Genomic DNA, 12,207 nt, shown 5'->3' with positions numbered 1-12,207 from the left:
CCAGCGCCGCCGGCGGTACTTCCGCAGCGGGCGCCGCCACGGCGGCGGGTGCCGGTGCCGGCTCCGCCGCCGGGCCGCTGTCCGTCAGCAGGATCGCGTCGGTGTCGATCGAGGGACCGCGCGACAGCAGCACCGCGCGGTGCATCGTGTTTTCCAGCTCACGGACATTGCCGCGCCACGGGTGGACCTTCAGCATGTCCAGGGATTCGGCGGTCAGGTGCTTCTCCGGCAGCCCGTTGGCCTCGGCGTATTTCTTGGCGAAGTGGACCGACAGCGCCAGGATGTCGGCGGGACGTTCGCGCAAGGGCGGCAGGCGCAGGTTGACGACGTTGAGGCGGAAGTAAAGGTCCTCGCGGAACCGGCCGGCCCGCGCCTCCTCCTCCAGCTTGCGGTTGGAGGTGGCGAGCACGCGGATGTCGATCTTGACCGGATGGCTGCCGCCGACGCGGTCGATCTCGCGCTCCTGGATCGCGCGCAGCAGCTTCGCCTGGAGCCGGATGTCCATCTCGCTGATTTCGTCCAGCAGCAGCGTGCCGCCGTTGGCTTCCTCGAACTTGCCGACGCGCCGGGCGACGGCGCCGGTGAAGGCGCCCTTCTCATGGCCGAACAGCTCGCTTTCCAGCAGGTGCTCGGGGATGGCGGCGCAGTTGACCGCGACGAACACCTTGTCGGACCGCCGGCTCTTGCGGTGGATGTAGCGCGCCATCAGCTCCTTGCCGGTGCCGTTCTCCCCGGTGATCAGCACGGATGCGTCGCTGGGCGCAATCTGGTCGGCCATCCGCAGCACCGATCCCATGGCGGGGTCGCGGCTGACGATCGCGTGGCTTTCCTGGACCACCGCCTCCAGCACGGCGGCGATCAGCTCGGCGTCGGGCGGCAGCGGGATGTATTCCTGGGCGCCGGCGCGAATGGCGCGCACGGCCGCCTGCGCGTCCGTCCCGATGCCGCAGGCGATCACCGGTATCGTGATGCGTTCCAGCTTGAGGGCGTCGATCAGGCGGGCGATGTCGAACTTGACGTCGATCATAACCAGATCGGCGCCCTGACCGCCGCGCAAAGCGTTCAGCGCCTTGTCGATGCCGTCGGTATAGGAGACCTTGGCGCCGCGATCGTGGGCGATCTTGCCCGCGGCGGTGATGTAGCCTTCCATGGTGCCGACAATCAGCAATCGCATGACGAATTTCTCCCAGGGTCCATCCCGCTACGGTCCTCCGCGGCGGGTGCGCTCTACGAACGGTCGGATTTGATGATTTCGGTCATGGTCACGCCGAGACGGTCCTCGACGACGACCACCTCGCCGCGCGCCACCAGGCGGTTGTTGACGTAGATGTCGATCGCCTCGCCGACCTTGCGGTCCAGTTCCACGACGGCGCCGCGGCCCAGCTTCAGCAGCTGGCTGACCTGCATGGTCGCCTTGCCGAGCACGGCCGAGATCTGCACCGGGATGTCGTAGATCGCTTCCAGGTCCTTGGCGGCGTGGCTGTCGAACTCGCCGACGTCGCGCGACCCGGCATCGAGTTCGTCGAGCGAAAAGCTGTCCTTGCTGGCCATGTGGCGTTTTCCTGAGTGACTGTTACGGGGACTTTAAGACGAAGCGCCGGCCAGGGGGCTACCCAGGTGACCACCGGAGTGGCCACCGGAGTGACCGCCGGAGTGGTCTTCCGTGCCGTGGCCGGCGCCCAGCAGGCGGGCGACGGCCAGATCGATGTCGTGCCACAGGCGGGCGCTGTCCCGCTCCACCCCGCCGTCGGCCCACTCGATCCGGCAATCGCCGGCCGCGACCGTCGGTTCGGCCAGCAGCACGACCTTCCCGGCGAAACCGCGCCGAGCCGTGATGGTGTCGATCCGCTCGGACAGGGCGTCCAGGTCTTCGTCGGCAACCCGGATGACCATCCGGGGTTCGTCGATCAATTCGGCGATGACCGTGCTCAGCATGGCTTCCGCCTCTTTCGTGCCCTGCCGCCGCGACAGGTCGGGCAGCAGCTTGCGGCAGATGGCGGCGCCGATCTCGATCACGCCCTCGCGCTGGCGCGCCGCCGTGTCGGCGGCGCTCTGCACGATGTATTCGAGCTGGTCGGCCAGCCGCTCCAGCGTCGCCGAAAGCCGTGCGTTGACCGCCGCTTCCGCGGCGGCCTTGCCGTTGGCGAAACCGTCGGCGTAGCCGTCCTCGTGCGCCTGGAGCAGGTCGGCCGACTTGAAGACCGGTTCCGGCGGGGGCGGCGGTTCTTCCGGTTCGGGCGGCGGCGCCGACTTGGCGATGAGCGCCTCCGACGCGAGACGCTCCTCCCGCCGGCGTGCCACGTCCACGTCGAATTCGGTGTCGAACAGAAACCTGCGGGTCGATGTCATGATCGCGTCGTGACCAATGGGTTCGGGGTGAGGGCCGGCACTAGTAGATCAACTCGTCTTCGCCCTTGCCCTCGGCCATGACGATCTCGCCGCGGGCGGCGAGGTCCTTCGCGACCTGGACCATGTACATCTGCGCCTCGTCGACGTCGCGCAGCCGCACCGGTCCCATCGCCGCCATGTCCTCGCGCATGATCTTGGCCGCGCGTTCCGACATGTTGGTGAAGAACAGGTCGCGCAGCGTTTCCGACGAGCCCTTCAGGGCAAGGCCCAGCTTCGGCTTGTCGACCACCCGCAGCAGCGTCTGGACGCCGGACGGGTCCAGCTTGGACAGGTCCTCGAAGGTGAACATCAGCGCCTTGATGCGCTCGGCGCTGTCGCGGTTGCGCTCTTCCAGGGCCGCCAGGAAGCGGCTTTCGGTGTTGCGGTCCAGGTTGTTGAAGATCTCCGCCATCATCTCGTGGGCATCGCGGCGGCTGGTGCGGGCAAGGTTCGACATGAACTCGGTGCGCAGCGTGCGCTCGACGTCGTCCAGCACTTCCTTCTGCACCGACTCCATGCGCAGCATGCGCATGACGACTTCCATCGCGAAGCTTTCCGGCAGCTGCGCCAGGACGCGGGCGGCGTGCTCGCCCTTGATCTTCGACAGCACCACCGCGACGGTCTGCGGGTATTCGTTCTTCAGGTAGTTGGCGAGCACCGTCTCGTTGACGTTCGCCAGCTTGTCCCACATCGTACGGCCGGCCGGACCACGGATATCCTCCATGATCTGGTTGACCTTCTCGTTGTCCAGCACCTTCAGCAGCAGCCTTTCGGTGCTCTCGTAGGTGCCGACCAGCGAGCCGGTGGAGGAGATCTGCTCGGCGAACTCGACGAACAGCCGCTCGATGATGGTGGAACTGACCGTGCCCAGGTTGGCCATGGTCTGCGACAGCTCGCGGATTTCCTCGTCGTCCATGTGGGTGAAGAGCTTGGTCGCGTGCTCCTCCCCCAGCGCCAGCATCATGATGGCGGCTTTCTCCGGACCGGTGAGGGTGCGGTAATCTTCGCGTATGCGCAGCGCTGCCACGATTCAAATTCCCCCGTTCACCGGTTCACGTTTCCTGGTAGAGCCAGCTTCGGATGATCGAAACCGCCTCTTCCGGATGCTTGTCCACGATCTCGCCGACCTTGCGGAGCGACGAGGCGCGCACCCGGCCCTCGACGCGGTTGATGTCGATCATCTGCTCCAGCTCCTCGCCGGCCTGGGCGTCTTCCAGCGCCAGGTCCTGCGCCAGGGCTCCCGGTCCGGTAAGCTGCGCCTGTCCCATGGACTGGTCGGTCAGCAGGCGCTCGGCCTCCTCCTCGGCGGAGCTGCCGTCGTTCCGTTCGAAGGCGCGGGCCATCAGCGGGCGGATCACCAGCAGGATCACGAGGATGGCGACGATCGCGAGCACCACCATCTCGGCGATCCGGAACAGGTCCTCCTTCGCCATGCCCAGGAAGATCGCTTCCGATCCGTCGGCGAACTCGGCGTCCGGCGTCGCAAAGCGCATGTTAATCACTTCGACCGTATCGCCGCGCACCGCGTCGAAGCCGATGGCCGAGCGCACCAGCGCCTCGATCTGGGCCATCTCCTCCTTCGGGCGGGGCGCGTAGGTCGGGGCGCCGCCCTCGGGGTTCGGCGTATACTGGCCGTCGACCAGGACTGCGACCGACAGGCGGCGAACCTGTCCGGATTCCCGGACATGGCTCTTGACCGTCTTGCTGATCTCGTAGTTGATCGTTTCCTCGGTCCGGGCGCCCTTGGTCTTGCTGGAGGCGCCGTTGGCGCTCTGGTTGGTGTCGCCGGTCGGCAGCTGGTTGGCCACCGTCACCGGGTCCAGCGCGTCGCGGTCGGTCGATTCATTGTTGTCCTCGACCGTCTGGGTCGACCGGATCACCTGGCTTTCCGGGTCGAAGATCTCGGAGCTGGTGGTGATGCGGTCGAAATCGAGGTCGGCGGTGACTTCCGCCCGGACCTTGCCGAAGCCCAGCGAGCGCGACAACAGGTCCTCGATCACGCGGGTCGTCCGCTGCTCGTAGGCCTGCTTCTTCTCGTCGGCATTGGCCTGGGAATTGGCCTCGGCGCCGGTGCCCATGCCGCGTGCCAGCAGGTTGCCGCGATCGTCGATGATGGAGATCTGGTTCGGCTCGAGCTGGGGGACCGCGGCGGCGATCAGGTGCTGGATGGCGACGACCTGCTCGCGCTTCAATTGCTGTCCCGGACGCAGCTTCAGGAACACGCTGGCGGTCGCGGTCTGCTGGGTGCGGCTGAACATTTCGCGCTTGGGCAGCACCAGATGGACCCGCGCCTGAAGGACCGGTCCCAGTGTCGCCACCGTGCGCGCCAGCTCCCCCTCGGTCGCCCGCAGGTGGTTGACGCCCTGGACGAAGCTGGTGGTGCCGAAGCCTTCGGGCTTGTCGTAGATCTCGTAGCCGATCGACCCGCCGGCCGGCAATCCTGCCTGCGCCATCACCATGCGGAGACGTCCGACCTGATCGGCCGGCACCATGATCCTGGTGCCCTCGGCGTTGACCTGATGGGGAACCTTCTGCTCTTCCAGCTGGCGGACGATAGCGCCGCCGTCCTTTGGGTCCAGGTCGCTGTACAGCAGCGCCATGTCCGGAGTGGATAGGCGAGTCATCAGGTAAAAGAAGAAACCGATCAGCCCAAGCGCGACTACACCCATGGCGGCAAGCCGCACCGGGCCTAGATTGCGCAGGGTCTGGAAAAACGTGTTCAAGCTTGGCTGCCCCCGGGCAACGTCCTATGAGGTCGGATCGGCGGACTGCGGAAGCACCCGCCGGCCCTGGCCGTCATGAGCCTGAAACGTAACGATATTTCCGTAAAGGGATGGTTAAAACGGGCTGGGTTCGGTCGTCACCCGGCAAATTTTGCCCAGTCGAATGCCCAATAAAATCGCTTCAAGTACTGTGTTCAAGACAGGGTGCGTTCAAGATCGGTACTGTGTTGAAGACAGGTCAGGGGCCGCCGTTCAAAGTCATTCGGCAGTCATCCCGCAGGATATGAATTGGGCCATAGGATAAGAACCGGGCCTCGGGATGCAATCCGGCGGAAGTCATTCCGCGAGCGAGGCCTTTTCGGTACCCTGGCGATAGTCCTGCAACCGGGTGGCGCGAAGGCCGCGCACACCATGGCTGTCGATAAGCCTCTGCCAGGATAGAAATTCCTCTACCGACAGAGTGTATCTGCGGCACGCTTCCTCAAGGCTGATCAATCCACACCGTACGCCGGCCACAACTTCGGCTTTGCGCCGCATGACCCAGCGTTTCGTCTCGGGTGGCGGAAGATCTGCCTCCGTCATTACCCGCGATGCCAGGTCAGCGACACTGTCAATCATCGGGTCTTCTTTATGCGCTGTCATTCGACAGTGTACCTCGCGAATCCTTACTCATCCGTCGGCAGCGTGCGTCAGTATCCGAGTGCCAATTTAAAAAACTGCTAACTTGCGAAAATCTTGTCACTCGAAAGGGGTAATATGCCTCTTTGGATGTCATTCGCGGGCGTGACCGGCAGGCCGACGAACGATAAGATCTCTAATCTACCTCTCCATGATGGGGAATTTCTTAATGAACGGTGTAAACAAGAAAGAAACCCGATCTACGAAATTAAGAATCTCTTGACTCCTGACGGTCGAGATATGACCATATCGATTGGGTCACCAGTGTTGGATTAGCCATGATGGACGCCATTGGAAATACGCTGCAGGGGACGACTGCGATACGCGGTTCGAGCCAGCAGGCTGTTAACCAGCAGGCTCAACCGGAAGCCGATCCGCTCGCTGGTTCCGTCAACGAGCCTTCACGCTACTACAGCCCCGTCGTGCGCATCGACAGCGAAACGCAGCGTACGGTCCTGCAATTCCGCGACGGCTCCGACGGTAAGGTGCTGGTCCAGTATCCCTCCGAGAAGCAGCTCGAAGCCTACCGGAGCAAGGCCAGCACCGAGCGGGCGAAGGAGCAGGAACAGGCCGAAGCCAGGAACTCGGGCGATACAGACGCCGAAGGCAAGACTGCGGGCGGGCGGCGGATCGCCGGTTCGCCGGTCGCTGGACTGTCCTCGGGCGGCAACGAGTCGGCGGGCGCGAGGGCGGCGGTTTCCTCCGGCATCCAGGCGGCACCGATCTCGGTGTCGGCTTCGCGCTCGGTAGCGTCGGCGCCTGAGTCTCCTGGACCCGTCCTGGGAGGCGGCGGCACAGGCCGTCCCGTCCTCCAGTCGATCTCCGCCTGACCGGAACTGGTCCGGCCGGTTTCAGACCGGTTCCGGGATAGCCGCCGGCACATCCATGCGCATCGGATGCGACCCCAGGGCGACGTAGCGCACGCCGTCCTCCAGCGTCAGCCGCTCGGGAATGAAGCTGTTCCAGAAATCGTAGACGATGGCCGGACGCGCCATCGTCTTCGACAGCGCGGACAACGGCATGCCCTGGAACTTGGGGTGGTTGTTGTGGATCACGACGAGATGGGCGCCGTCGAAGGCCTCGTCGAGGCTCGCCGCCGGCGTCAAACCCAGCCCGCTCAGGTCCTCGGCCGAAACGATCGGATCGTAGCCAAGCAGCCGCGCCTCCGGCAGCAGCTTTCTCAGCTCCGCCAGCAAGGGGATGGCGGTCGATCCGCGCAGGTCGTTGGTCTCCGGCTGTCCCTTGAACGCGAGGCCCATGACGGCGATCTTCAGCGCGCTCGTGCGGAACCAGGGTTTCACCTGACCGGCAAGGTATTCAGCCACCTCGACCATCAGCCGCTCGTTGATCGTGCGGGCCGCCGAGGCGATCTCCGGCATGATCCCCCGGTCCAGCATGCTCTCGACCAGGATATGGCCGTCCTTGCTCAGGCAGGGACCGCCGACCGGTCCCGGCATCGGCAATTGCGTCCGGGCATAGCCGAGCTTGCCGAACGTGATGACGTCGGCCGCCGATATGCCGACGGCGCCGCATAGCCGCGCCACTTCGTTGGCAAAGGCGAAGCCGACGTCCCGGCTGGTGTTGTCGATCAGCTTGATCATCTCCGCGGTCTCCGGGTCGCGGACCCGGATGACGGTCGGCGTCAGCGCGTTGAACACCTGCGCCAGCCGGATCGCTCCGCGTTCGCTGTTCGCCCCGACGATCTGCGGCAGATGGGTCAGCTCGTAGAGCGCGCGGCCCTCGAGCGTCCGTTCCGGGCAGAACCCGATGTCGAAATCGCGGCCGGTCGCGGCCAGGATCGGCAGCACCACGTTCCGCGTCGTCCCGATCTTGACGGTCGAGCGCAGCACGACGGCGTCGCCGTCCTTTAACTGGGCGGCGATCTCCGCCGTCACCCGCTTCACCATGTCCATGCGGACGCGGCCGTCCTGTCCCAGCGGGGTCCCGACCGTGATGATGTACAGGGAGACCGCCGGGTCCTGGGGCAGCGAATTCAGCACCAGCAGCCGTCCGGCTTCGAGCTGGTGGCCCAGCCGCTCGTCCAGCCCGGGTTCGAAGAAATGCGCTTTCCCGGTGACGATCTTGTCGGTGAAGTCCTGGTTGATCTCCACGCCCCAGACGGTGTAGCCGGCCTCCGCCATCGTGATGGCGAGCGTCAGTCCGACATAGCCCAGACCGATGATGCAGACGGTGCGGTCGTGCTGGTAATCCATGGGTCGGGCTTTTCCGCTGGAGGTTTCGGCGTAATGGGTTCCGGCGTTCACAGGCGGCCGGCGTTCAACTCGGTCCGGACCCAGCCGACGACTTCGCGGACGCTGTCCCGGACCGGGACCTCGGCCTGGAAGCCCAGCACCCGTGCCGCCTTGGCGGTGTCGGGTATGCGGCGCTGGACGTCGTATTCGAAGGGCGCGTCGCTGGTGTAGCGGAACGGGCGGTCGCCGTTGACCTCGCGCCAGACCAGTTCCGCCAGATCCAGCACGGTCGTCGCGTCCGATGTCGACAGGTTGAAGTCGTCGTTGAGCGCTTTCTCGCTTTCCACGCACAGCCGGATGCCGCGCGCCAGATCGGCGCCGTGGGTGTAGCAGCGCACCTGACCGCCGTCGCCCAGGATGTGCAGCGGGTCCTGGCCTTTCAGGACCTTCTGGGCAAGGTCGGGCAGCACGTGCGACATGCTGAGCTTGACGTTGCCGCTCATGATCTCGGCGTCGCCCAGCGCCTTGCCCTCGCCGATGCCGACGCAGTTGAAGGGCCGGACGATGGTGAAGGGCAGGCCGTACTGCTGATGCGCCGCCCGCGCGAAATACTCGACCGCCAGCTTCTGGAAGCCGTAGCTGCTGGCGGGCGGTGGCGCCCGGCTGATCTCCGTCTCGGGAGTCGGAAACGTCGCGGCGCTCTCGAACACCATGCTGGAACTCAGCACGTTGATCTTGGCCAGCCGCCCGGTCTTCCGCGCCGCGATGGCCGCATCGAAGGTCGATGCCGTGATCCGCTCGTTCTCGGCGATCAGATCGTAGGCGTACTGGTGGAAATAGGAGATGCCGCCGATCATGGCGGCGCCGGCGACGATCTGGTCGCACCCCGAAGCCAGCTCCGTCATCAGCGCCACGTCCTTGCAGTCGCCGAACACGAAGCGGTAGTTGGGGTGGCTGTCGTGCGCCTTGGCCACCGGACCGTATTTGCTGAAATTGTCGATGCCGACGACATGGTGGCCATGCCTGAGCAGTTCGGCGACGACGTAACCCGCAATGAAGCCGGCGGCTCCGGTGACCAGGATTTTCATGTGCTTTCCGCGCTTGGGAAACCGGCGGCAGCCGCCGCCGGATATCGCCGACAAGGCTAGGCCACAACGGTTAACCAATTATGATGAAAGCGCGGGCATCGACGCGGCGCTTCGCTCCCGCCACATCCGGCGGTAAGCCTCTTCCAGCGTCCGCGTGAAGCCGGCCCCGTCCAGCAGGGGCGAGGCGGCCAGCCGCTCCCGCAGCCTCGCCCGTAGGCTGGACAGACGCTCCAGGTCGGCCGCCAGACCCTCCGCCCGGTCCAGGTAGGAGGACGCGTCCTCCGCCGCCAGCCCGCTGAGGCCGGCGGCGGTCAGATGGGACAGGCTGTGCCGGGTGCAGAAGCGGTCGCCCGGCAATGTGATCACCGGAACGCCCATCCAGAGCGCTTCCAGCGTCGTCAGGCCGCCGGAATAGGCCAGCGGGTCGAGGGCGATGTCCACCGCGTTGTAGCTGTCCAGCAGGTGCGGATGGGACGCGGCCGGGCTCAGGATCAGTTGCTCCGGCCTGACCCCATGGGCCTCGAAGCGGGCGGTGATCCGGTCCCGCACGCGCGGCACGTCGAGCGCGAAGGTCCGCAGCAGCAGCCGGCGGTCGCCCCGGTCGCGCAGCAGGGTGCTCCACAGCGCGATGCTCGCCTCGTCGATCTTGGCGAGGTTGTTGAAGCAGCCATAGGTCACGCAGCCCGTTCTCAGCGCCGGCAGGGGACCCACGGGCGGCGCATAGGCCGGCGGCTCGTAGCAGACGTAGCAGTCGGGCAGCCGGACGATCCGCTCGACGTAGTCGCCGTCGCAGCCTTCCGGGGTCTGGCGCGGGTCGGAGATCAGGTAGTCGATCTCCCCGATGCCGGTCGTGCCGACATAGCCCGCCCAGGTCGCCTGGACCGGCGCCGGCCGGTAGGTGAAGGCTTGAAGCCTGTTATTCGCCGTATGGCCCGACAGGTCGACCAGGATGTCGATGCCGTCGCCCCTTATCTTTTCCGCGAGCGGAAGGCCGTCGAGCGAGGCGACGTCGTGCCAGCGGTCGGCGTAGTCGCGGAACCGGGCGGTCATCGCGTCGGCGTGACGACGCGACGAGTAGCAATGGACTTCGAACCGGGAGCGGTCGTGACGCGGGACCACGCCGATCAGGAAGAACCCCACCGGATGCTGCCCGAAATCGGCTGAGACGTAACCGATCCGCAGCTTCCGTTCCGGATCGGGATCGCGATTGGGCGTCATGGCCGCCCCGGACCGTTTGGCCGACCCATGGCGCGCGCGCCAGACCGCATGCAGGCGCTTCAGGTCGGCGGCGCTTTGCGTCAGGTCGTATTGGCGGGTCAGCAGCAGGTTGCTGTGCATCTCCGGATTCGCGGGCTGAAGCAGCAGCGCGCGGGCAAGCAGCCGGGCGCCGGTCAGCGGCTCGCCGATGCCGTTCAGCAGGACGCCGTAGGAGTTCAGCACGAAGGGATCGGCCGGGCCGTAGCGCAGTGCCGTCCGGAAGATGGCTTCGGCCGCCGCGATGTCGTGCAGCGCCGAGTGCAGCATGCCCAGGCAGTGCCGCAGGTCGACGTCGTCGGGCCGGTGCCGGACCACCAGCGTCGTCAGCGGGATCGCCTCGCCGGTCCGTCCGGCATCGCGCAGCGCTATCGCAAGCAGCCGCATCAGGCTGCAATCCACCGCCTGCGGCGCCAGACGCGCCTGCCGTTCCAGCGCTCGCAGCGACCCGTCGAGGTCGCCGGTGCGGAACCGGATCAGGGCGATGTGGTGATATGTCGAATGGTTGTCCGGCCGGTGCGCCACGGCACGCCGCAATGCCGCCAGCGCCACGTCGTTCTGTTCCAGCGCATGGCGGGCCACGCCCAGATTGTGCCACGACTCGCTGTGGTGCGGATCGAGCAGCAGGGCGCGCCGGTACGCTTCGGCGGCGGCTTCCGCCAGTCCGCCGTCGAACAGCACATTGCCCAGATTGTACCAGCCGTCGCGGTCCGCCGGATCGACCGCCAGCAGGCAGCGATAGCACAGGATCGCCGCTTCGCGGTTTCCGGTGGTCCGGTGAAGTGTCGCGAGGCTCAGCCAGAGGGGCGTCGAATAGGGATGCGCCGACAGGGCCTGACGCCACAGCGCGCTGGCGTCGGTCAGCCGGCGTTCCCGCTCGGCAATCAGGCCGAGCAGGTGCAGGGCGCCGGGATCGTCGGGATCGGCTTGCCGGATTTCCTCGCACAGCCAGCCGGCCATCACGAGGTTGCCCGCCACAAAAGACCGCTCCGCTCCGGAAAGCAGCTCGGCGGCCAGGGCGGCCTGGGCGGCGTCAAGGGCGGCCCTGGAAGTACGGGCCGCCGGGTGCTCTTCAGACATGCCTAGTCCGGTGAAGCGTGGTCTTATGGCCTCAGCCGGCGGGGAACTCGCGCACCAGCGCGTCGTCGAACTGGATCAGGTGGCGGGTCAGTTCGAGAGCGCCGAGATAGTCGCCCTTGCGGGCCAGTTCGGAGATGATCGCGAGGCTGCGCAGCACCGGCTGAAGCTCGGTTGCTTCGGCCCGGTCGTCCAGCAGGTTGATCAGGGCGTCGTGATGCTGGGGGGCGCCGGCCGGGTCCAGGGTGAGAAGCTGGAGCGCGTAATAAATCTTTTTGGTCGCCGTATCGGCGTCCTTCTCGTCCAGGATCAGCTGCTCGCGCGACAGCACGGGCGTATCCTGCGGAACCCGGAGCTTGCCGTCGGTGTTCATGTGGACCGGAATGCCCTTGACGATGACGGTGCCGCCGGGCTCGAGCGGCAGGAGCGTCCAATCGTTCGTATCAGTCATGTTCGTGCCACCCCAGTTGTGTCGTCGTTGGTTCTGCGGGGCGACTGAGACATGCTCCCGCCCGGTCGCGATTCGGTCGGGATTATGTCTACTTCGCAAATGTTTTGCAAGTCGGAGTTACACCGTTAGATGTAATCCGTTCGCTAAGCCCCTCATGCGGCAATGCGTCTTCATGAATTAGACAGGGTGTTATTCTGCACGGGCGAGAGATGGAACCTTGTCAAGCCGCGCGTTCCGGCATGAATCTTCCGGCATGGTTTCACGTGGGCGAGAGTCTCGATGCTGGAATTTTCCCGCCGGACGCTATGACTAAAATTCTGGTTTCCAAAAAATGACCCAATCCAAGTCGATGGCCC

Annotated in this window: 11 protein-coding genes; 1 reads left to right on the top strand and 10 read right to left on the bottom strand. The window is 65.8% G+C overall.

Annotated elements, in window-relative coordinates; all coding sequences use genetic code 11:
• The 6 genes from N826_RS36920 to sciP form a co-directional block, all read right to left on the bottom strand.
• A partial coding sequence (locus N826_RS36920) for a sigma-54-dependent transcriptional regulator (protein WP_052832736.1) occupies nt 1-1,174 on the bottom strand: 1,174 nt, incomplete at its 3' end.
• 53 nt (nt 1,175-1,227) lie between these two features.
• Nucleotides 1,228-1,551 (bottom strand): flagellar motor switch protein FliN, encoded by a 324-nt coding sequence (fliN, locus tag N826_RS36915; protein ID WP_044437445.1) that lies wholly within the window; start codon nt 1,549-1,551, stop codon nt 1,228-1,230.
• 33 nt (nt 1,552-1,584) lie between these two features.
• Complete coding sequence (locus tag N826_RS36910) at nt 1,585-2,349, bottom strand: FliH/SctL family protein (RefSeq protein ID WP_044437444.1); 765 nt, start codon at nt 2,347-2,349, stop codon at nt 1,585-1,587.
• Nucleotides 2,350-2,389: 40 nt separating this feature from the next.
• Nucleotides 2,390-3,415, bottom strand: a complete 1,026-nt coding sequence (gene fliG, locus N826_RS36905) for a flagellar motor switch protein FliG (RefSeq protein ID WP_084721509.1) — start codon at nt 3,413-3,415, stop codon at nt 2,390-2,392.
• A 25-nt stretch (nt 3,416-3,440) separates the two neighbouring features.
• Nucleotides 3,441-5,111: a flagellar basal-body MS-ring/collar protein FliF gene (gene fliF, locus N826_RS36900; RefSeq protein ID WP_044437443.1), complete on the bottom strand. Its 1,671-nt coding sequence runs from the start codon at nt 5,109-5,111 to the stop codon at nt 3,441-3,443.
• Between the two features lie 336 nt (nt 5,112-5,447).
• Nucleotides 5,448-5,753 (bottom strand): CtrA inhibitor SciP, encoded by a 306-nt coding sequence (gene sciP / locus N826_RS36895; RefSeq protein WP_044437441.1) that lies wholly within the window; start codon nt 5,751-5,753, stop codon nt 5,448-5,450.
• Between the two features lie 314 nt (nt 5,754-6,067).
• Between sciP and N826_RS36890 the strand changes: the two genes are divergently transcribed.
• Complete coding sequence (locus N826_RS36890) at nt 6,068-6,619, top strand: hypothetical protein (protein WP_044437439.1); 552 nt, start codon at nt 6,068-6,070, stop codon at nt 6,617-6,619.
• Between the two features lie 21 nt (nt 6,620-6,640).
• On the opposite strand, the gene N826_RS36885 is transcribed toward N826_RS36890, so the two are convergent.
• The 4 genes from N826_RS36885 to N826_RS41020 form a co-directional block, all read right to left on the bottom strand.
• Complete coding sequence (locus tag N826_RS36885) at nt 6,641-8,002, bottom strand: nucleotide sugar dehydrogenase (RefSeq protein WP_044437437.1); 1,362 nt, start codon at nt 8,000-8,002, stop codon at nt 6,641-6,643.
• A gap of 47 nt (nt 8,003-8,049) precedes the next feature.
• Nucleotides 8,050-9,069 carry an NAD-dependent epimerase/dehydratase family protein gene (locus N826_RS36880; RefSeq protein ID WP_044437435.1) on the bottom strand — a complete coding sequence of 340 codons (1,020 nt, stop codon included), beginning with the start codon at nt 9,067-9,069 and terminating at the stop codon, nt 8,050-8,052.
• Between the two features lie 78 nt (nt 9,070-9,147).
• Complete coding sequence (locus N826_RS36875) at nt 9,148-11,403, bottom strand: tetratricopeptide repeat protein (protein WP_052832735.1); 2,256 nt, start codon at nt 11,401-11,403, stop codon at nt 9,148-9,150.
• A gap of 31 nt (nt 11,404-11,434) precedes the next feature.
• Nucleotides 11,435-11,851: a flagellar biosynthesis repressor FlbT gene (locus N826_RS41020; protein ID WP_052832734.1), complete on the bottom strand. Its 417-nt coding sequence runs from the start codon at nt 11,849-11,851 to the stop codon at nt 11,435-11,437.
• Between the last annotated feature and the right edge of the window lie 356 nt (nt 11,852-12,207).

This window comes from Skermanella aerolata KACC 11604 (assembly GCF_000936425.1).
GTDB lineage: Bacteria > Pseudomonadota > Alphaproteobacteria > Azospirillales > Azospirillaceae > Skermanella > Skermanella aerolata.
Note: the sequence above shows the minus strand (reverse complement) of the source record. Positions and strands in the feature narration are given on the sequence as shown.

Bases quoted from the DNA above. Each gene is read 5' to 3' on its own strand.
- N826_RS36910 (WP_044437444.1), bottom strand. From the start codon at position 2,349: ATGACATCGACCCGCAGGTTTCTGTTCGACACCGAATTCGACGTGGAC.
- fliN (WP_044437445.1), bottom strand. From the start codon at position 1,551: ATGGCCAGCAAGGACAGCTTTTCGCTCGACGAACTCGATGCCGGGTCG.
- N826_RS36890 (WP_044437439.1), top strand. From the start codon at position 6,068: ATGATGGACGCCATTGGAAATACGCTGCAGGGGACGACTGCGATACGC.
- N826_RS36875 (WP_052832735.1), bottom strand. From the start codon at position 11,403: ATGTCTGAAGAGCACCCGGCGGCCCGTACTTCCAGGGCCGCCCTTGAC.
- N826_RS36885 (WP_044437437.1), bottom strand. From the start codon at position 8,002: ATGGATTACCAGCACGACCGCACCGTCTGCATCATCGGTCTGGGCTAT.
- N826_RS36880 (WP_044437435.1), bottom strand. From the start codon at position 9,069: ATGAAAATCCTGGTCACCGGAGCCGCCGGCTTCATTGCGGGTTACGTC.
- sciP (WP_044437441.1), bottom strand. From the start codon at position 5,753: ATGACAGCGCATAAAGAAGACCCGATGATTGACAGTGTCGCTGACCTG.
- N826_RS41020 (WP_052832734.1), bottom strand. From the start codon at position 11,851: ATGACTGATACGAACGATTGGACGCTCCTGCCGCTCGAGCCCGGCGGC.